Genomic DNA, 19,861 nt, shown 5'->3' on the forward strand with positions numbered 1-19,861 from the left:
GGAAGACTGAGAGAATACTACACACTTTTTAGCAATAACGAAAGCTAACTTGGGCTAAGTGTTTCATTCATAACTCTCACCGCATGGAAACGTTAGAAAATCCCACCACGCTCATCGCTCGCCCCCAATTCAAATCCCACTACGACAACTTTATTGGGGGCAAGTGGGTAGCCCCGGTGAAGGGCCAGTACTTCGACAACCCGTCGCCCATCGATGGCAAGGCGTTCTGTAAAGTAGCCCGCTCCACCAAGGAAGATATTGAGCTGGCGCTGGACGCGGCCCACGAAGCGTTCAAAACCTGGGGCAAAGCCTCGCCCGCCACGCGCAGCAACGTGCTGCTCAAGATTGCCGACATCATGGAAGCGAATCTGGAGCATCTGGCCGCCGTGGAAACAGTGGAGAACGGCAAAGCCATCCGCGAAACCATGGCTGCCGACCTACCTCTGGCCATCGACCATTTCCGCTACTTCGCGGGCGTGATTCGGGCCGAAGAAGGCTCGGCCACGGAGCTAAATGAAAACACGCTTTCCCTTGTGATTCAGGAGCCGCTGGGCGTAGTGGGCCAGATTATTCCCTGGAACTTCCCGCTGCTGATGGCCACCTGGAAAATCGCGCCCGCCTTGGCCGCCGGCTGCTGCGTGGTCGTGAAGCCCGCCGAGCAAACGCCCGCCTCTATTATGGTGCTCATGGAGCTGCTTCAGGATGTAGTGCCCGCTGGTGTTCTGAACGTGGTGAACGGGTTTGGCCTGGAAGCCGGCAAGCCGCTGGCTAGCAACAAGCGCGTGCAAAAAGTAGCCTTCACGGGCGAGACAACCACGGGCCGCCTCATTCTGCAATACGCCGCCGAGAACATTATTCCCGTCACGATGGAGCTGGGGGGCAAATCGCCGAATATCTTCTGCAAATCGGTGATGGACCACGACGATGACTTCCTCGACAAGTGCCTGGAAGGCGCAGCCATGTTTGCCCTGAACCAGGGCGAAATCTGCACCTGCCCGTCGCGCCTGCTCATCCACGAAGACATTTACGACGAATTCATGCCCCGCCTGATTGAGCGCGTGAAAGCCATTAAGCTCGGCCACCCCCTCGACCCGGATACCATGATGGGCGCCCAGGCCTCGAACGATCAGTACGAGAAAATCCTGAGCTACCTCGAAATTGGCAAGGCTGAAGGGGCCGAAGTATTGGTAGGCGGCGAGGCCCACACCCAGGAGCACGACGAGCTAACAGAGGGCTACTACATTCAGCCCACTATCTTCCGGGGGCACAACAAAATGCGCATCTTCCAGGAGGAAATCTTCGGCCCAGTGCTGTCGGTGACCACCTTCAAGGACAACGACGAAGCCATTGAGCTGGCCAACGACACGCTCTACGGCCTCGGCGCCGGCCTCTGGAGCCGCGACGCCCACGAGTTGTATAAGATGCCCCGCGCCATTCAGGCCGGCCGCGTGTGGGTCAACTGCTACCACGACTATCCCGCCGGTGCGCCTTTTGGCGGTTATAAGGCGTCCGGTTTTGGCCGCGAAAATCACAAGATGATGCTCGCGCATTATCGCCAGACCAAGAACATGCTCATCTCGTACAGCCAGCAGAAGCTGGGCTTCTTTTAAAATCGTGAAACAGTGAGATGGTGAAATGGTGAGCTTCATGTTCTTATTGGCCAAGTTGAACGTCGGACTCACTATTTCACCATCTCACTGTTTCACCTTTCACCAATGTCCACTCCCCGCGTCCTCGTAACCGCCGCCGCCGAAGCCACCATTGATTTGCTCCGCGATGAGCACGGCCCCCTGATGTTTCACCAAAGTGGCGGCTGCTGCGACGGTTCCTCGCCCATGTGCTTCGCGGCGGGCGAGTTCCGAGTAGGCGGCTCCGACGTGTGGCTGGGCACTATTCACGGCTGCGACTTCTTTATGAGTGCCAGTCAGTTTGAGTACTGGCAGCACACCCAGCTCACGGTTGATGTCACGAAGGGGCGGGGCGCCAGCTTCTCGCTCGAAATTCCGCTCGGCGTGCGCTTTCTGATTCGCTCCCGGCTCTTCACGGAAGAAGAGTCGAAGCATATGGAGCCCGTGCTGGACGGGGAAGAGTACCTGGCCCGCGCTACCGAGTCGTAGCGAGAGCGCAAACATAAAAAAGCCCCCCACAGCTGACTGTGGGGGGCTTTTTTATGCATAGTATTAACGAGGACAGACCAAGTTATCTATTTAACGCGCACTGGCAAGCCTTCGAGCTGGGCGTAGCTCAGTTTCCAGCTGCCTTTCGGATTCTGTTTCCAGAGCAGAATGAAGTTGCCTTCGCCCTCGCCCAGGGGCGCACCCGGAGTTGAGGGTTCTACATCCACCGAGTACGTGCCGGCCTCATAGGCTATCTGCGCGTCGGTGCCGGAGCTTACCACGTTGGTGCGCAGATTAGATATGGTGCCCATCGTTTCGCGCACCCAGCGGTTGGCAACTTCCGACTTGCCCTGAAAATGAGCTTCACCTTGCAGGAAATGCACATCATCGGCAAATAAGGTGTCCAGCTGAATAGCATTTTTGCTGTTCCAGGCACTGATAAACTGCTGATTGAGCGCCTGCGCATTCACGGCGGAGTCTTTCTCATCAGTTTTAGTGCAGGATGCCGTCAGAAGTACGGTAGCGGACAAAATCCAGAGATAGGATTTCATAAAAAAGAAGTATTAGAATGAAGATTGTAAAGAAATTCGCCGACTCCAGCATAAAGCTAGGGTCGGCGAAAGTAGAAAAATTCCGAAGTTACCAGCTCTTCCGGCGCACTTCCGAAGAAGGATATGGCGTGTTACGCTCGCCATATGACTCATTGGGCAGATAAGCGGCATTTGAAGCGGTAGGAGCACCATCAGCCCCCATTAGCATCATAGGAGCAGTGGCAGCGAAGCCATTAGCCATCATGGGGTATTGCTGAGCCTGTGATTTCTGAGCAGTGGCTACAGCAGCTTTCTTCTCGGCAGCCTCTACGCGGCGGGCCAGGGCGGCACGCTCGGCGCGGTCGGCCGCGGCGCGGTTAGCAGCAGCTTGGTTGGCCGCCGCCACGCGGGCAGCCTCTTTGCGCTTGTTGTCGGTGCGCTTACCGATGGCATAGCCTACGCCAGCCCCAGCCGCGCCACCAACTACGCCACCCACCGCGCGGTTGCGCTTATTGATGATAGCACCAGCGGCCGCGCCGCCTACGCCCCCTATTATGGCACCCTTAGCCTGGGGGCTCCAGGGCTTTTTGGTCTGAGCCTGAGCGAAGCTGCTAAATGTCACCGTGAGCAGCAGAACCAGAGCGGTGATATAACTGAGCTTTTTCATGACCAGATTCTTTTGGTTGGGAGATTTTATACAAATTCTTAGCAGGTAAATACAAGCACCATGCCACAACAGCTCATCCATTGCTACAGCCATGAACGGAGTATAATGCAAAAATAATTATATAATTTAAAATAAAATACAGATAAGATGAGTATTTAGCTCTCTTTTAAGGAGAAAATCTCCGAGATTTTTTGCTCTTAAAGTGCTGTTTTTGTAAACAATAAATCAGAGAATGAACGGCAGAAATAAAGGCTTTCTAGAGTTCCGTCACGGTGATCTGAATATCCGTATTGCGGCCATGGTCATCGGCGCAGGAGATTTTCAATGGCCCCACCGATGGCCGGAAAAAGACACGCTCGGTAGCCGGTGCGGCACGCAGAAACTCATCATTCACGTACCAGTACACCTGTCGTACTTCACTGTCGGTCGTGCAGCTCAGCAGTAACTGCTGCCCCTCACCCCGGTTGAGCACATAATCGGTGCCCGCCAGCGGCGACACTATGCTGGGGGCCATTTCGGCGCCGCCCCGCACCAGTTGGCAAGCCGGATTGTGCGGTGGCAGACGCCGGTAGGGCAGACCCTGCGTTTCGCGGAAAGCCGCTACGCCGGGGGGCAAATTGGGATATAGCTCGCGCCGAAAACCGGCCGCTGGCGCGCAGGCCCGGCAATACACCGTCGCCCCATCAGCCGCTAGCAGTACTTCGCGCTGGTGCTGGCAGCGCTTCCCCGACGACACGCCCGGCAGGAAATAATCAATGAGCTGGTTGGGGCAATACTCGCCCGGCGGTCGGCCGCTCTCGGCGCACACTAACCGAAAGTCGAGGATGCTGGGGGGCAAAAACCAGTTGTTGGGCGAGTTGTAGGCTAGTGCATTAAACAAGTCGAACAGCAGGGGAGTAGCCACCTCCGAGCCGGTAAGCGCCGGCACTCCGTGCCCGTTGAAGTTGCCTACCCACACGCCAATGGTATACTCGCGGTTGTAGCCGATGCTCCAGGCGTCGCGGCGGCCGTAGCTGGTACCGGTCTTCCAGGCAATTTTGGGTAAGCGCCGGCTGGTTTCATAGCCCACGGGCAAGTCGGGGCGGATGAGCTGGGCGAGGATGTCGGTAGTGAGGTAGGCGGCCGATTCGGAGATTAGCTGGCTGTTCAACGAGGCCTCACCCCCTAGCCCCCTCTCCAAGGGGAGAGGGGGAACTAGCCTAGCCTTTTTCTCTAGGTTACTAGTTTTTATTGCTAGTTCCCCCTCTCCCCTTGGAGGGGGCTAGGGGGTGAGGCCAATCATTGGAGCTAAGGAAGGTCCACATCAGGGGCGCATACTGCCCGCCATTTGCTAGCGTCACATATAAGTTAGTCAGTTCCTCCAGCGTCGCCCCGCAGCCACCGAGAATAGTACTCAGACCTAGGTGCGGCGCATCGTGGGCCACGCGGCGGAAGCCAGCCTGAGTGAGCTTGTCGGTAAAAGTGGGGACGCCTAGTTTGGCCAGCACACCCACGGCCGGTATGTTGAGCGAAAAAGCCAGCGCCCGCTCTACGGTTACTTCGCCGTGGCAGCGCTTATCGAAATTCTCGGGGCGGTAGCCGTAGAAGTTGGTTGGCACGTCGGGCAACAGCTGCTTGGGCGTGAGCAAACCACGGTCCAGGGCCAAGGCGTAAAGAAACGGCTTGAGCGTACTGCCCGGCGAGCGAACGGCCTGCACGCCATCGTTCTGACCCTGGTTAGCGGCATCTCCGAAATCGGCGGACCCCACGTAGGCTTCCACGGCGCGGGTACGGTTATTAATGACTAATACCGCCGCATTGCTGATACCCAGCGAGTTCAGGCGGCGCACGTAGTTACGGGTCAGGTCTTCGGCCTTGGCTTGCTTGGCCCGCTGCAACGTAGAGCTAATGGTAGCCTGGCCCGGAAAACGCACCACCAGACGCCGCGCCAAGTGCGGCGCGAGGGCGGGCGCAGCGTGGCGGCGCACCTCCAGCGGCTCCAGCAGCGCGTCATCCACATCCTGTTTGGGAAACAGATTTTGCCCCCCAAAGCGCCGCAGCCAACGGTTTCTTTCCTGCAGAATAGCCGCGTTGTGCTTGCCTAAAACCAGACCCGTAGGCCGGTTCGGGATGATGGCCAACGTCACGATTTGGGCCAGGGAAAGGTAATCGGGAGTCTGTTGGAAATAGAGGAGCGCCGCTGACTTCACGCCTTCCACGTTGCCGCCGTAGGGTATCAGGTTCAGGTACAGCTGCAGGATTTCGTCTTTACTATAATGCGCTTCCATCTGCACGGCGCGCAGCATTTCGAGCAGCTTGTTACCCACGGTGCGCTCCTTGGGCTCCAGCAGGCGCGCCACCTGCATCGTGATAGTGCTGGCGCCTGTAGTGCGACCTTCTTTAAACAGATTACGCGCCGCAGCTTTGATAATTGCCAGCGGATTGACGCCGAAATGATAATAGAAATAGCGGTCTTCCTTTTCGATAATGGCAGTGCGCAAAACCGGCGTTATCTCCCGCAGCTCGGTCTTCATCCGCCACTTCTGGGTGGGGTTGAGGTAGGCGTGCAGCACCGAGCCATCAGCGGCCAACACAATGGGCGAGTACTGTGGAGCGGGCGGAAGAGGAAAGAATCGGTCTAAGCAAAGCAACGTCAGCAACCCCGCCAAGAGGGTGCCTAGTAGGTACAGTGCGGTTCGCCAAGTCATAGCCAAATATAGCCGTGCGCAGCTTGCAAGAACAGCACCCGGCGCCGATGATTAGCGCTAGTTTTTGGGGGAAGTAATCAAATCATCGGAGGCCATCAGAGGCAGTGAAAAGAGCGAAGGCTGGCTTACCTGATAAAAAAGCGAAGCCCTGTGGTGTTTCACTCGCACCTACAGTCGGTTGTGTAGGGTCAAAAATAACCGAAATCATATGTCACAAATAGGGGGTATTTTTTCCTTTTGCACAGGATAAATAAGCGCATTTAAGTAAATCCATTCGGGTAAGAAACAACGTAGCGCTCCTTCTTATGGAAGTTAATAAAATGCGTTTGGGCACGAATCCGATGATTTCAGCGCAGTATTTCCAGTGTTAATATTTAATAAAGATTCATAATTAATTACGTCACAAAATTTGTTTTATCTTCCTTTTTACGCTTGTGCCAAGTCCGTAACCTTGTAATGATAATAGACCCTTAAATATTATGAATTTATTTGCAAATAACTGTAAATCAATTCATAAAAGTAAAAAAATGGCTAATGCATCACTGCAAAGGCTTCTTACAAAGAAGAAATGCTGCCTTTATTTTTAGAAAAAAGTGCCTCACGATTTAGTTTTATAAAGGTTACAGTTGATAAAAATAAAGTAGAAAATTTTTATAAATCAAGAGTAAATCCGCTCATAAAACATCCATCGTAAGTAGTAGCGTAGGTGTAAGGCTGACCAAGCACATTTTTCTTTTAGTACCTCGTGTTTCCGCCTTTTTTAAAGCATTTCCCACCTGCTTCATTCTCTCATCAACCTCTCTCTATTCCAAACCACTACATGAAAGGCAAATTCTTAGTAACCCTCCTTGTGATTGGCCTCAAGGTCAGCACATCTTTTGGGCAGGCAACGGTTGATCCGGAGTTGCGCGCCGCCCTCAAAACCACTCCTCTGGCGCAAGTAATTGTCACCTTTAAAGGTGATGGTGCGCCGCAAGCCACCCAATTGAGCTTGCTTCAGCAACTCGGCATTACCAGGGGCATCACCTTTCGGGCTTTGCCAATCGCGGGGGTATTGGCAACCGCCAGTCAAGTGGATGCTCTGGCCAGCAATCCGCAGGTACGCTCGCTCTACATCAACAAGAAGCTCGACTACTACAACTTCGACGACACCAACCTGACCGGCGTAAAGCGCCTGCGCACCGATAAGGAGACAACTGCCCGCAACGGCGGCACGCCCGTATCCGGAAAAGGCATTGGGGTTCTTATCAATGATAGCGGCGTGGATGGTACGCACGACGATATCAAGTTTGGCTCGCACCTGGTACAGAATACGCTGGGCTCCACAAACCTGAACTCGGTGGATGCCATGTTGCCCGTTACTTATGTAGAAGGTGTGCCAAACACGGATACCAACTCTGGCCACGGCACGCACTGCGCGGGTACCGTGGGAGGCAATGGCGCTAAGTCGGGGGGCAAATATGAGGGCGTAGCGCCCGGCGCTTCGCTGTTGGGCTACGGCTCGGGCGGTGCGCTGCTTGTGCTCGACGCCATTGGTGGTTTCGACTACGCTCTTACGCACCAGGCTCAGTACAACATCCGCGTTATTAGCAACTCTTTCGGCACCAGCGGTGACTTCAACCCTGATCAACCGATCAATGTGGTGACCAAGAAGTGCTACGACCGTGGTATGGTAGTCGTATTTGCGGCCGGCAATGAAGGCCCCAGCGCTGATACGCATAACCCCTACGCAATTGCCCCCTGGACTATCTCGGTAGGCGCCGGCGACCGCAACGGCTTGCTGGCCGACTTCTCGTCGCGCGGTGTACGCGGTGAGCGAGGCACGTTCACCGTTGATGGCGAAACCTGGACTTTCAAGAATGAGCCCTCTATCGTAGCTCCTGGCGTAGATGTCGTTTCCACTCGCGCTATTGCTCCGGTGTCTTCATTGGGTGCACAGCAGGATGCTGAAGTACTTCCTCCCGGCCAGATTCCATTCTACACGCACAGCAGCGGCACTTCCATGGCAACGCCGCACGTAGCAGGTATTGTAGCTCTTATTTTGGAAGCTAAGCCTTCTTTATCGCCAGCCCAAGTAAAGGAGCTGCTGATGAAAACGGCCACCAACATGCCCGGCCATGAGTCGTGGGAAGTGGGTGCGGGCTACGTAAATGCCTTTGCTGCCGTGGATCAGGCCTTCCGCTCTTCCAACTTTGGCTCGACGGTGAATGCTACTCGTCGCTTCAACAGCAGCGTAAATGCACAAACCACCACCATTCCTTTTACGCTCAATTTCAACCCCATTTTGACCACGGGTAACTCACTTACTTTCCCCGTAAACCCGGGCACTAACAGCGTGGAGGTTAAAATTTCTTCCAGAGGCCTCTTAGGCGAAACGGGCAACCTCACAAACCTGGTTTTGATTGATCCGAATGGGGTTCGCTATACCTCCGGCACGCCTGTTACGTTCACCCTTACTACCGACCGGGGCGTAGCCGTTGCCTCTCCCATTGCCGGCACTTGGACTGTGCGGGTAGAAGGGGTACGCGGCGTGGCTGCTCCTGAAACGGTAACGGGTAATATTTCGCTCCTAACGCCCAGCGGTACCACTAACCTAGCCGACATCGTAGGCCATCCAGCTGAAGCTGCCATAAAAATGGCCGTTACCAGCCGCTTAGTTGATGGCTTAACTACAGGGTTCCAGCCTAACGCTAACCTAACCCGCATTCAGCTGGCTGATTACCTGCTGATGGGCCAAGGCATCCGTCAGTTTTTGCCCACTAGCGGCACGCGTACCTTCTCGGACGTAACCACGGCCAATGATATTCTGCTCACTGAAGCTGTAGCCGCCAAGGGCGCCGCCCAGCGCGACCGGTTCCACCAGTTCAACGGCGTAATGCGGCCCACGGCCACCGGCACTTTCGCGCCAAGCGGCACTGTTAGCCGCGCTGAGCTAGCTTATTCGCTCGTGCAAGGCTTAGGCTTCCAGCAGTTTGCGCTGGAGCGCAACGGTAAGCCAGTGACAGTGCAGGTAAATGGCCAAACCATCGCCGTTGATGATGCTTCCAAAATCCCAGCTGGCCTGGAAGGCTATGTGAGCATAGCGTTGGAACTGAACCTGATCAATGCTTACTACACCGTAAAGCAAGGCCCATTCGATTTGCAGCCGACCATTCAGGCTACCTTCAAGCCCGCGCAAACCGTAACCCGCGCCGACTTTGCCGTGATTGTGAGCCGCACGTTCCCACAGTATAACGCCCAGACGCAGCCCACCGCTCAGGCTAGCACGAGTGCTGCCACTACAACCAAGGGCGCAGTAGCCCAGGAAACGGTAGCGTATCCGAATCCCTTCTCCGGCACAACCACCATCAATTACTACGTAGCCGAAGAAGGCCCGGTAAGTGTGGAAGTGTTCAGCACGATGGGTCGCAAAGTACAGACCTTGGTGTCAGGCTCGGAAGCAGCCGGCAACCACCAGGTGAAATTCGACGCTGGCAACTTATCGCGCGGTACTTACCTGTACAAGGTGAAAACTGGGGCGAACATGACCACCAAGCGCTTGGTAGTGCAGTAAATCTGCTTTATAGAATTGCTTAAAAAGAAGCCTGCTCCACGGAGCAGGCTTCTTTTTTGGGTTTTGCTAAATGCAGCAAAGAATCTCAATTGGCTTTAAGCATTATCGAGGTGGTTCAAGATTCTGGTGCAGACCGGAGTAAAGGAAAAAGCCCCCTAGCACGAGCGCGAGAAACCAAAAGCGTACAGAGGTAAGAGGAAGCAGCAGTTTCATAAGTCGCACACGAAATAGGACTGGATAAACAACAGGACAGCCGGCGCTTGCTAAGCCGTCGGCTGTGTCTATGAGTAGTGAAGGTGTGTACGATTGAAGCTTGGAAAAAGCTTCTGATGAGCTTGTTAGACGATCCAAGAGGTCAGGGTGAAGCATATACCTATAGACAAACGAGCATTGCGAATAAAACAGATATGGCGTTAGAGCTTAATATCAGTCCCGTTCCACGTAACACTGAGTTACTTTCTCATCCTGAAATCTGATAAATAAAACGCTCGGATTTATTTGTATGAAACTTGGTTCATATCCTAATTCATAAAGCCATTGGTCGCCTTCAAAGTCAATAGGTTCGCCCAATATTGTTGCTACTTGCTTCTTCGAAAGACCTATCAGTTTTCCAGAATTAAGTAAATCATCAACCATTTCGTAACGGCTATCTTCTGATGTAGCTCAACGCTTCTGATCAAACGACCGATGAGGATAAGAAAAAGTAAGTGTTCCCCAAATTCCTACTGCGAATAAGATCAATAAGGGCGTAAAAAAGAGTGCTGTAGCTATAGTGAGAAGCCATTCCAACCAGACCGGTTTTCGTCTTTTTCGTAACGCTTTTAAGGCTAATACATAGCTTGTTCCAACTAATAATAAGATTGCAAAAAATTTCAACAGAGCCATTGTTCGATTACATTTTTTATCGCACCTGCACAATTCCAGCCCCATTATAGCTGTGATATTCTGCGTTGTACATAGCGTCGGCGCTTACCGGGCCTAGCTGGAAGGTGCCTTTCGAGACGGCGCGGGCGACGTAGTAGAAGGACTTGGGCTCGGCGGTGGCGGTGGTGAATAGGTTGAGGCGGTCGTCGCGGAGGTCGAGGTAGTCGGGTTGGGCGGCATCGGTGGCCCAGGTGATGTCGCGGATAGCCCCGATGCGTGGGTTCTCGATTTCCAGGCCGGCGGGTAGTAAGTCGGTGATGGCCACGTTGGGTACGTCGCCGGCCGCGTCGGGGGCTTGCAGGGTGATTCTGACGACCACCAGATCATTCTGCCGGAAGGTGTTGCCGATGGGTTGTCCTGCCCGGTTCAGGTACTGGCGGCGCACGCGCAGGTAGGCGTCCTCCTCCAGAATTTGCCCCCCAGCGCTGATTCCTTCCATTTCCCAGAAGTAAAAGAGGCTGCCGGTGCCGCTGGTGCGCAGGCTGAGCGCCCGGTTGGCTACGTTGTTTACCGTGAGGTCTTTACCCGAAAACTCGCCCAGCTTTTTGCCATCGGCCAGCAGCGTGGCCGTGGCGGTGCTGCGGGCGTTTTGGCGGGCTATTTTGCCTAAGGCCAACAAGCCGAAAGCCCGCTCCTGGGTGTTGAGCCAGCCGGCCTGCTTCATCTGGCGACTGAGCTGGCGGGCCTGGGGGGCAATTTGGGGATTGGTGGGGTCGGCGGCGAGCAGGGCGTTGAGGGTGAGGGCCTGGTCGCGGAGGGGCGAGGAGAAGCTGCCGTCGAGCTGGCGGCGGGCGGCGGTTTCGGTGCCGAGGCGGGTGGGCATTACGGCTTGGAAGCTGCGCTGGTCGCCGTTCAGAGCGTAGGTGGCGGCCAGCAGCACCCGCGAATCCTGGGAGAGAAGCTGGCGGTTGGCTTTGTAGTAATTCAGGGCTACAGCATCCTGGCGGCCGGCCAGGGCCAGCACGTAGAGCGAGTAGGCGATTTCCTTTTTGGCGATGGTGCGGAGGTGAATCGCGTTCTGGGCGTCGAGGTAGTTGTAGGGCTCGGTTTCGCGCTTGCGGAGGCGGAATTGCAGGTAAGCCAGGGTTTTGTCGAGCACGGCTTTGTTTACCTGAAAGCCGGCTTGCTGGGCTTCGAGCAGGAAATGGGCGGCGTAAGTGGTGGCCCACCAGTTGTCGTAGTCGCCCCCTGGCCAGTAGCTGAGCGAGCCGTTGTAAAGCTGCTGGGCCTCTATTTTGCGGATGGCCTCCTGCACGTGGTAGTTCGGATTGTAGCCCGCGGCTTTGGCTGGCTGGCCTTTCTGCTGACTCAGTGTGGCAGCCAGGTCGCCGTAGTAAAGCTGGGGAAACGCCGCCGACACGATTTGCTCCAGGCAGCCGTAGGGGTATTGCAGCAGGTAGCGCAGGTCCTTGGCAAACTCCGTCATGGGCGAGCGGCTGACTACCAACTGGCTCCGCAGGGAAGCCGGCAGGAAGTCGGTTTTCAGATTCAGGCTCTGCATTTGCCCCCTAGCCACTACCCCGGAGCCCGTGCGCTTCTGCAGCGGCGACGCGGGCCGGATGGGGATAGTTACTTCTTCGGAAAAAGAAACTTGTAATCCTGTTCTCTCCGGTTGAACAGGGTTTTTCTCTGGCTTGGGCAAATTGCCCGCTATGACTTCAGCGGTAATTTCTATTGAACCCTCACCAACCGATTTTCCATAAGCACCACTAAATACAAACCGGCTTTCCTGGTTGGGCTGCAATACTAGTTCATGGTTGTATTCAGTGTCAAAGAGTTTAGAGAATATAAAATAGCGGCCTTTAAATCTGGATTCATAGGTTGATGGAATTCTAATGTTACCCCTAGTAGTCAAGTCTAATTTAACTTTAAGTGGTTTGTCCGTCGTATTCGTCAGCGTTACCGGCACGTCAATCGTGTCGCCGGGGCTTAAGAAACGGGGGAGGCTGGTGCTGATGACCACCGGATCGGCGACGCGCAGGATGTGCTCGGCGGCCCCGAACGCTGCTCCCTTGTACGCCACGGCCATCACGCGCAGGGCACCCGAAAACTGCGGCACGCGCACCCGGTAGCGCACTTTGCCCTGGGCATCGGCGCGGAGAATGCCGCTCCATTTGGCTACCAGCTGCACCCGGCGCGAGGGCACGGGCGTGGTGCGGCGGCCGAGGTCGTAGCCGTCGCCGCCGGTGCTGGAATTGCCCCCCAGCTCGGGCAGCAGGAAGGGGTACACGTCGTAGGCCTGCACTTCCAGGGCGCGCTTCTGGTAGAAGTAGCCGTAGGGGTCGGGCGTGCGGGTATCCTTCATCTGTAAAATGCCCTCATCCACCACGGCCAGCGTCACGGCGGCGCGGGGCGCAGTGGTCACCTCAATGGTCTGCCAAGTTTGCGAACGGCTCTGCTGGGGGGCTTTTATAGAAATAAGAAGCCTAGTATCAGGCTTTTCCACAACCAAGGGCACGAAGCCCCGCGCCACCGTGAGCGGCAACCGGTTATCGGTGATGGCGCGAATGGCGGTGGCCGTCACGTACACGTTGGGCACATGGCCGCTGCTAATCGGGATGCGTACCCGCGCCGATTTCTGGTCGGTGTTGACGTAAAAATGGTTCAGCACTCTGTCGCGCTCCACGGTCACGAGCACGCGGCCGGGGAAGGGCGTTTTAAGCAGCAGGCTGGCCGTTTCGCCGGGTTGATATTTGGCTTTATCGGCCTCAATCGTGACTTCGCCCTCGTTGTTTACCTCGAAGGAATTGCTCTGGGTGTCGCCAAAGCCGTAGGCGTAAAAGCGGCTGGCCACGTAGGTGGCGGCCCCCGGCCGGCCCACGCGCACCTCGTACTCGCCAGAGTAGGTGGGCGTGAAGCTGAAGGCCGTTGCGGGGCCCGAATTACCTCCCACGGTGCGTTTTTGGGTACTCATTACTTCTTCCCGCTTCTGCGAATTGTAGATATAGCGGCCACCCTGGCGCTCAATCACGGTTTCCCAGAGCAGGCGCACCACGCGCACCTCAGCGGGCGCGCTCGTCGGCTGGCCCTGGGGCGTGAGGGCTACCAGCTGCGTTGTCACCGGCTGACGAGTGCTCACCAGCTCGGGCAGGTTCTGGATGCCAAACAGCACCGGCTGGGTTTGCACTTCAAAGGTCGCCAACCGATTCACCGGCCTGCCCGACTCGTCGAAAACCGTGGTGAAGGCCGCGCCTTCCAGGGTGCCCAGGTCGGTGTAGTCGGGTACTTCGTAGGTGGCGGTGCCGCGGCCGGCGGCGTCGGTGGTGCCTTCGCGGGTGGTTTTCTCGAAGCGGTCGGAGATGGGCGTGGCTTCCTGGTAGCCGCCGCCCGTGCGCCGCCGCTTGCCGCTGCTGATCTGAAAGGTGTAATTGGGGAAGTTTTTAGGCTTAAAAGTTTTTCCTTGAGCGAAAACTCCACCTCAAACTTCCGGTCGGCGGCCGGCGGACCGAACAAGTTGAGAGCCGTAATCTGAGCCTCCACGGGCTGGCTGGGCCGGGCCACGGTGGGCGCGGCCTGCACGGTTACTTTCAGGCGGTCGGGAATGAATTCTTCCACGCTGATCTGGCGCGAGGTCAGCAGCACGTCGTTGCCGGTGAGCACTTCCAGGGTGTAGAGGCCGGTCATGATGGCGGGGGGCAAAATGAAGCGCGACTCAAACGCCCCGTCGGCCGACAGCTTCTGGCGCAGACTCGCGTATTCCTTGCCCGTGGGCAGCAGCAGACGCAGCTTTACCGGCAGATTCGCGGGTGGAGCCTGCCAGGTTTCGGTGCGCACAATGGTGTTGGTGCGCACCGTGTCGCCGGGGCGGTAGAGGTCCCGGTCGCCGTAGAGGAAGGCCTGGTAGCGGGCGGCGTTGCTTTGCAGCCCGCCCACGTCGAAGCGCGAGGTCTCGACCCGGCTTTGGGGTAAGTTCAGGAAGGTAAAATCGGCGTCTTTCTGGGCCGTAATCAGGCTCAGCCGAAAGCGCGACGTAGCCGCCGTGCTGTCAAATACCGCTACGCCGTCGCGGTTGGTAGTACTGGAGTTAATCACCTGGTTGTTGCTGCTCACGAAGCGCACCGAAACGCCCCCCAGCGGCACCGCCGACCGGATGGAATTGGCAAAAACCAGCGTCCGCCCCTTCAGGCCCTGCTTCACGATCAGCCCGATATCCGACACGGCCACCAGCTTGCTTACTTGCAGCCACTGCCGCTCCGTATCCTGCACCCGCACCACGTACAGCCCCTTCAGCGGCCCCGAAAACTCCAGGTCTTTCAGGCTCAGATTCAGCAGCCGCAAACCATCTTGCTTGGGCAAGCCAGCCACTGTATAAGTGCGCTCGGTGAGCACATTGCCCAGGGTTTCGGTGTCGTAATAGTTGTAGGAACGGTCTTCGTATTCGCCTTCTTCGCCCTCGCCGCCACCTTCGTAGTCATCTGCTCCGCCGCCGTAGCCGTACTGCCGGCCGCTGCGCAAGAGGTGCTGAATATTGTTGGCGTAGACCTTGGCAATGGTCACCTTCACTTTCTCCACCTCCGACACCCGCAAACCCAGGTTGCGCGCCCCCAGCGCATTGAGGTACATAGACTTATCGCCGTGGGCAAACGCCAGGCTGGGCCGCTCATCCACAAAGGAAACTGACTGCGCAAACGCCGCTTCCAGCTGCCCACCCAGCGCCCCCCGAATGCCGGTATTCAGCCCGATCTGGTAGATTTTATCAACGTCAAAACTGCCTTTCAGCGTAAACCCGCTTTCCAGCGCCTCCACCGTATACGTCGCCATCGGCTGCACCGAAAGCAGGCGCTCCACCTCGCTCGCCACCACTGGCTGACTGGTCAGCACCGTAATCACCGGCTCGCCCTCCACCAGCGCACCCGTCGCTTCGCGCACCAGCAGGGTTTCCTGGCTGGGCACGGCGGCCTGGGCCGTGAGTGGTTTTTGGGTGGGCTGATCACCGCCCACGGCCCGCAGACCCGGCGCTACTTCCAAGAGTAACGGGCTGCCCGGCCGCACGCTCTGGGTCAGGGTCACGCCCACGGTGCTGTCGGGTTGGGTGGCGGTAATCTCAAACGCCACCGGCTGCCCCTCCTGGCTCACTTTCAGCAGAGACTTTACTTCGCCCGGCTGCACCAGGTAGTTAAACCGCAAAGTAGCGCGCATTTCCGCCGTGCCCGCCGCCCGCCGACTCTGCCCCCAATACGCCTGCGCCGCCCGCAGCTGCAGGTAGGGCGTATGAAACCGGTTCAGGTTCAGGGCTGGGGGCTTTTTTGCTGACTGGGGGGCAAATATTGGGGTTGGAGCGTGGCCGTAAACGCCGTAGTCGGCCGAAACGGCTCCAGGGGCGAAAACGTCAGCTCCCGCTCGCCGGTCCACTTAAACTTGCCCCGCACCGCCGGCTCGAAGCGCACGTACTGGGTCGTGTCCCAGCGGTTGAGCTGGGCTTCCGCCGCCACCGCCGCATCCAGCTGAAACACCAGGTTTTGATAGGGGCTAATCTCCTCGCCGTCAGCGGTATCGTTGTTGGTGCCAGGCTTGGAGCAAGCACACAGCAACGCCAGCAGCACCAGCAGCGGCAGGCGAGAACAGGGGAGGGGCAGCATGGTTAGGGAGGAGGTTGTAAGGACGCGGGAAGGTATAGAAAAACCTGAATCCCTTACCTCTATATCTTATAAACCCGCAGTCGCTTGGCTTAGCCAAGCGACTGCGGAAGGGCTTTTCTATATATCAAACCTAATAGGAACCTCAATGTCATCCTCCTTAACATCTACTTTTTCTAGGGTGAACTGCCCGTTTATTTCCGAACTGGTGGACCTCTTTCGATGGGCAGATACCACTACCACATAATAGCTACCAGGCAGCACTTTCTTAGTAAAAACGCCGGTGCCGTCCGCTGTAACTCTCTTTGATTTCCATTCAGGCCCAACATCCAGTTTTGCCATGACGGTACTAACTGAATCGTTCACCTCATTTAACCTAGCCAAAAGTGCAGGTTTATCGCCCAACCGTTCCTCTAAAGCTTTTTTTGCCTTCTCTGATCGGGCGTTAGCACGGGCATTATCGATTATGATCTTCAAATCGATTGGGTCTCCCCCTATACGTGTGTAGGCGATTAAATAGCGGTATAGTTGGCCTTCGGAAGTACCTAAAGCAGCAAGGTCTCCCTCGGTGAGGATGTAGGCCTTCGCTCCTGTGTCAGGTTTATCGCCGTAATTCTGATTAAAATAATAAGAGACGACGCCTTTAAGGGTATAGCGTCCATCTTGGGCTTGAACACCTAGAGCGGTGAAAGCCAGCAAACTGGAGAGTAGTAGTTTTTTCATGCTATAAGAATACAAAATTACCACTAGATTATACTAAAAAGAGGGTGATGCAGTCACCGATAGGTGAAGTAGAGTGTCCGTTTAGTTTTATAATGGTGATTCTCCGCAGTCGTTCGGTTGCAGAGACGATGGATAGGTTGTCTACTATGCTGCTAATGAAGGAACGTTTGTCTCTCTGCCGACTACTTGCCAATCAACTACCCGCAAACCATCATCTAATAATGACCCATGTATTCTAACCCTCACGGATCTATAAAATCTCTCCCCGATTTTTGTCTTTTGTTCTTCGGATAAAGAGTTCCACCAAGTGGGAGACATTGCTACGGTTTCATAGTATTCAAATACAAATCTCATTACAGCATGGATAATCTCGGTATCCGAATGCTTGCTCAAAGATTGTATTAGATTTAATACGTAAGGGTGTTTCTCTATCCAGCTGAATAGTATTAGGCCATTATCATTCCCGTAATCAATTATAGTTAATGTAACTCCTGTAAAATTCTTATTGTAATCCATAGCATATTTAAAAGACAGAATAGTTTTATCAGAGAAGTCTTTTAGAATCATTTGTGCTGATCCACTGCACATTATGTCTGGCTTCCTGTCAGTTATTATAGCATAATAGCTAGTGCCTGAGTAATCCTCTTTATGTGATGCTTCTTCATAGGCTTTTTTTGTTTTCTCCAAATCTTCTAATCCTTTTTTGATTCCGGCTTCATAAATTCTGAGCTGTTCTTGAATAAAGCGCTGTTCAACTTCGCTCATTCCTTTATCCATCTTCTTGTCTATATCTATAATGTTTATTTGAAACTGCTTTTGAAATAATTCATTGCATATAGACCTGTAATTGAGTAGATGAGCTGTTTTATTATTTAAAATAATAGCTTCATTTTCTATTTCTTTAAAAAGCAATGTGTCATGATAATTACAGAAGCCAGTAAATGTAGTAGCCTCTCTGATTCCGATAAGTTGAGGAAATATATTTCCCTTCATGTGAGTAGAGGGTTTTGGCCTGAACTGGTATACATGTCCTTTGTCCGCGATGGTGCTAAGTCTACCATTTCTCTGTATTGTATGTGCTCTAATTATATGGTTGCAATTATTCGGTGCTTCTGAATGAAAGCAGTAGCGCATCTTCTCAATAACTTTTCTCTTTTCATGGAATGTTTTTATAGGCAATTCAGGTTCTTCTTGCTCTCTGTTGATATGACACTTTTTATATTTAATACCTGAACCACACCAGCAGCTTTTATTTCTTCCAGGATTTTTCATTGCTTCTTTACTTATAATAATTTTATTTTGAATAACTGCTAATTAGAAAATCACACCCCTTCAAATACCTCATCCCATTCAATACTAAACCCTGCCAGCGTTTGCACCGGGATGGGGCCGGGGGTGTAAAATTCGCCGCGCACCTGGTAGCGACCGTCTTGCAGCACATACACCGTCACGCTCTTGTCGCCGGGCGATACAATCCAGTATTCTGGTACTTCATTTTCCTCATAGAGGTCGAATCTCTCCTTCGTGTCTCGGGCGAGGTTGCCGGGGCTCAGGATTTCAATAATCCAGTCGGGAGAGCCCAGGCAGCCTTTCTTATCAATTTTATTCGGGTCGCAGACCACGCACAAGTCAGGTTGCACAACCGTCTCAACGGTCGCGTCACCGTTGGCGGTAGCCTGGCTTAGCCGTACATCGAAAGGGGCCGCAAAGCCCCGGCAGGATTTACCGCGGAGCGCTGGTCCAATGCTGGTGTTCAGGTTGAAGGAAATTGACTGATGAATAGGCTGAGGCGCCGGACTCATGGGGCGCACCTTGCCTTTGATCAACTCTACCCATTCGCTGAACTGCCACGTCAAATAATCGGCGTAGGTGTATTTTTTAGATAAGTCGAGCTGGGAGATGTCGGTGATGGGCGGCATGGCAGGAATGGATTGGTGGCTGGTAAGAGCGAGTTTACGATTCTATAAAACTAGGCGGTCATGCTGAGCTTGTCGAAGCATCTCTACTGGTTACTAATCTCACAAAGCGGTAGAGATGCTTCGACAAGCTCAGCATGACCGCCTTTTACATTAACAACGACCACGGGCGAGATGCTTCGCGCCGCTCTGCATGACCTGAATAACACGTTCTAAAGATAAACGCAATACGCCGCCGTTTGCTACAGTGTGCAGCCAAAGCGCTAAACTTGCCCGCTCCACGTTTCCCTTGCTCCCTATGCGTCTGTCGCTACTCTCGCTGCTTCTGATTCTCAGTTCCTTGGTAGCGTCCGCTCAGCGCATTACCGAGCGAGATTTTCAAAAGTACTTCGACGAATACGGGCTGCAAGGCTCGTTTTTGCTGCTCGACGCCGACGCCAGACAGTACACGGCCTACAACCTGAAGCGCTGCCGCCAGGGTTTTCTGCCCGCATCCACCTTCAAGATTCCAAACACGCTCATCGGGCTGGAAACCGGCGCCGTGCGCGATACGAGCGAGCTGTTTCGCTGGGACGGCGTGACCCGCACCATCTCGGCGGCCTGGAATCAGGATATGACGCTGGCTACGGCCCTGCGCGTGTCGTGCGTGCCGTGCTACCAGCAGCTGGCCCGCCGTATTGGGGCGGCGCGCTACCAGCAGTGGCTGCCGAAGCTGCGCTACGGGCGCATGGCGGTGACGCCGGCCACGGTCGACATGTTCTGGCTGGAAGGCCCCTCGCGCATCACGCAGTTTGAGGAAATAGATTTTTTGCAGCGCCTGGAGCGCGGGCAGCTTCCGGTGGCGCGGCAGCATCAGGAAACGGTGAAGGCACTGCTGGTTTTGAGTAAGGGTAAGGGCTGGACGTTGCGCGGCAAAACCGGCTGGACCTCCATCAAAGACTACAACAACGGCTGGTTTGTGGGCTGGGTAGAGCAGGGCGGCAAGCCGTATTTTTTTGCTTTAAATGTGGAGCCTAAAAACAACGGTCCGGCGACGGAAGCCTTCATCAAAGGTCGCCGCGCGCTAACGGAAAAGCTGCTGCGCGAGGAGTTTAAGCTGATGCCGTAAATTGTAATCGGCCGTAGAGACGCGATGCTTCGCGTCCTGATCGTTGAACGGCTGGTATAC

General features: G+C 54.9%; 14 protein-coding genes. 4 read left to right on the forward strand and 10 right to left on the reverse strand.

The genetic code is table 11. The features are described from left to right. Positions 1-83 precede the first annotated feature (83 nt). Together MKZ35_RS01925 and MKZ35_RS01930 are read left to right on the forward strand one after the other, a co-directional pair. Positions 84-1,610 (forward strand): aldehyde dehydrogenase family protein, encoded by a 1,527-nt coding sequence (locus MKZ35_RS01925; protein ID WP_482511540.1) that lies wholly within the window; start codon positions 84-86, stop codon positions 1,608-1,610. Positions 1,611-1,715: 105 nt separating this feature from the next. Beyond that, a complete protein-coding gene (locus MKZ35_RS01930) occupies positions 1,716-2,117 on the forward strand; it encodes a DUF779 domain-containing protein (protein WP_482511541.1) in 402 nt (133 codons plus the stop codon). Between the two features lie 86 nt (positions 2,118-2,203). Here the strand turns inward: MKZ35_RS01930 and MKZ35_RS01935 are convergent, their stop codons facing one another. The 4 genes from MKZ35_RS01935 to pbpC form a co-directional block, all read right to left on the reverse strand. Next, positions 2,204-2,668, reverse strand: coding sequence for a YybH family protein (locus tag MKZ35_RS01935; protein ID WP_482511542.1), 465 nt, complete (start codon positions 2,666-2,668; stop codon positions 2,204-2,206). Between the two features lie 88 nt (positions 2,669-2,756). Then, entirely contained in the window at positions 2,757-3,314 is a 558-nt protein-coding gene (locus tag MKZ35_RS01940; protein WP_482511543.1) for a YMGG-like glycine zipper-containing protein, read from the reverse strand. 256 nt (positions 3,315-3,570) lie between these two features. After that, positions 3,571-4,494 (reverse strand): penicillin-binding protein 1C, encoded by a 924-nt coding sequence (locus tag MKZ35_RS01945; RefSeq protein WP_482511544.1) that lies wholly within the window; start codon positions 4,492-4,494, stop codon positions 3,571-3,573. 40 nt (positions 4,495-4,534) lie between these two features. After that, positions 4,535-6,001 carry a penicillin-binding protein 1C gene (gene pbpC, locus MKZ35_RS01950; protein ID WP_482511545.1) on the reverse strand — a complete coding sequence of 489 codons (1,467 nt, stop codon included), beginning with the start codon at positions 5,999-6,001 and terminating at the stop codon, positions 4,535-4,537. A gap of 820 nt (positions 6,002-6,821) precedes the next feature. On the opposite strand from pbpC, the gene MKZ35_RS01955 reads away from it, so the two are divergent. Continuing rightward, entirely contained in the window at positions 6,822-9,554 is a 2,733-nt protein-coding gene (locus MKZ35_RS01955) for a S8/S53 family peptidase (protein ID WP_482511546.1), read from the forward strand. Positions 9,555-10,455: 901 nt separating this feature from the next. On the opposite strand, the gene MKZ35_RS01960 is transcribed toward MKZ35_RS01955, so the two are convergent. The 6 genes from MKZ35_RS01960 to MKZ35_RS01985 form a co-directional block, all read right to left on the reverse strand. Next, entirely contained in the window at positions 10,456-13,620 is a 3,165-nt protein-coding gene (locus tag MKZ35_RS01960; RefSeq protein ID WP_482511547.1) for an alpha-2-macroglobulin family protein, read from the reverse strand. Between the two features lie 5 nt (positions 13,621-13,625). Continuing rightward, a complete protein-coding gene (locus MKZ35_RS01965) occupies positions 13,626-15,617 on the reverse strand; it encodes an MG2 domain-containing protein (RefSeq protein WP_482512247.1) in 1,992 nt (663 codons plus the stop codon). 89 nt (positions 15,618-15,706) lie between these two features. After that, positions 15,707-16,057, reverse strand: a complete 351-nt coding sequence (locus MKZ35_RS01970; protein ID WP_482511548.1) for a hypothetical protein — start codon at positions 16,055-16,057, stop codon at positions 15,707-15,709. A gap of 117 nt (positions 16,058-16,174) precedes the next feature. Next, complete coding sequence (locus MKZ35_RS01975) at positions 16,175-16,777, reverse strand: hypothetical protein (protein WP_482511549.1); 603 nt, start codon at positions 16,775-16,777, stop codon at positions 16,175-16,177. 144 nt (positions 16,778-16,921) lie between these two features. Further along, positions 16,922-18,049 carry an SEC-C domain-containing protein gene (locus MKZ35_RS01980; RefSeq protein WP_482511550.1) on the reverse strand — a complete coding sequence of 376 codons (1,128 nt, stop codon included), beginning with the start codon at positions 18,047-18,049 and terminating at the stop codon, positions 16,922-16,924. A 50-nt stretch (positions 18,050-18,099) separates the two neighbouring features. Beyond that, a complete protein-coding gene (locus MKZ35_RS01985) occupies positions 18,100-18,696 on the reverse strand; it encodes a Uma2 family endonuclease (protein ID WP_482511551.1) in 597 nt (198 codons plus the stop codon). 295 nt (positions 18,697-18,991) lie between these two features. On the opposite strand from MKZ35_RS01985, the gene blaOXA reads away from it, so the two are divergent. Next, positions 18,992-19,801: a class D beta-lactamase gene (gene blaOXA, locus MKZ35_RS01990; protein WP_482511552.1), complete on the forward strand. Its 810-nt coding sequence runs from the start codon at positions 18,992-18,994 to the stop codon at positions 19,799-19,801. The last annotated feature ends 60 nt before the right edge of the window (positions 19,802-19,861 follow it).

The sequence above is a fragment of the Hymenobacter sp. R533113 genome (assembly GCF_056835965.1).

Bases quoted from the DNA above. Each gene is read 5' to 3' on its own strand.
- MKZ35_RS01925 (WP_482511540.1), top strand. From the start codon at position 84: ATGGAAACGTTAGAAAATCCCACCACGCTCATCGCTCGCCCCCAATTC.
- MKZ35_RS01930 (WP_482511541.1), top strand. From the start codon at position 1,716: ATGTCCACTCCCCGCGTCCTCGTAACCGCCGCCGCCGAAGCCACCATT.
- MKZ35_RS01935 (WP_482511542.1), bottom strand. From the start codon at position 2,668: ATGAAATCCTATCTCTGGATTTTGTCCGCTACCGTACTTCTGACGGCA.
- MKZ35_RS01940 (WP_482511543.1), bottom strand. From the start codon at position 3,314: ATGAAAAAGCTCAGTTATATCACCGCTCTGGTTCTGCTGCTCACGGTG.
- pbpC (WP_482511545.1), bottom strand. From the start codon at position 6,001: ATGACTTGGCGAACCGCACTGTACCTACTAGGCACCCTCTTGGCGGGG.
- MKZ35_RS01955 (WP_482511546.1), top strand. From the start codon at position 6,822: ATGAAAGGCAAATTCTTAGTAACCCTCCTTGTGATTGGCCTCAAGGTC.
- MKZ35_RS01965 (WP_482512247.1), bottom strand. From the start codon at position 15,617: ATGCGCGCTACTTTGCGGTTTAACTACCTGGTGCAGCCGGGCGAAGTA.
- MKZ35_RS01970 (WP_482511548.1), bottom strand. From the start codon at position 16,057: ATGCTGCCCCTCCCCTGTTCTCGCCTGCCGCTGCTGGTGCTGCTGGCG.
- MKZ35_RS01975 (WP_482511549.1), bottom strand. From the start codon at position 16,777: ATGAAAAAACTACTACTCTCCAGTTTGCTGGCTTTCACCGCTCTAGGT.
- MKZ35_RS01980 (WP_482511550.1), bottom strand. From the start codon at position 18,049: ATGAAAAATCCTGGAAGAAATAAAAGCTGCTGGTGTGGTTCAGGTATT.
- MKZ35_RS01985 (WP_482511551.1), bottom strand. From the start codon at position 18,696: ATGCCGCCCATCACCGACATCTCCCAGCTCGACTTATCTAAAAAATAC.
- blaOXA (WP_482511552.1), top strand. From the start codon at position 18,992: ATGCGTCTGTCGCTACTCTCGCTGCTTCTGATTCTCAGTTCCTTGGTA.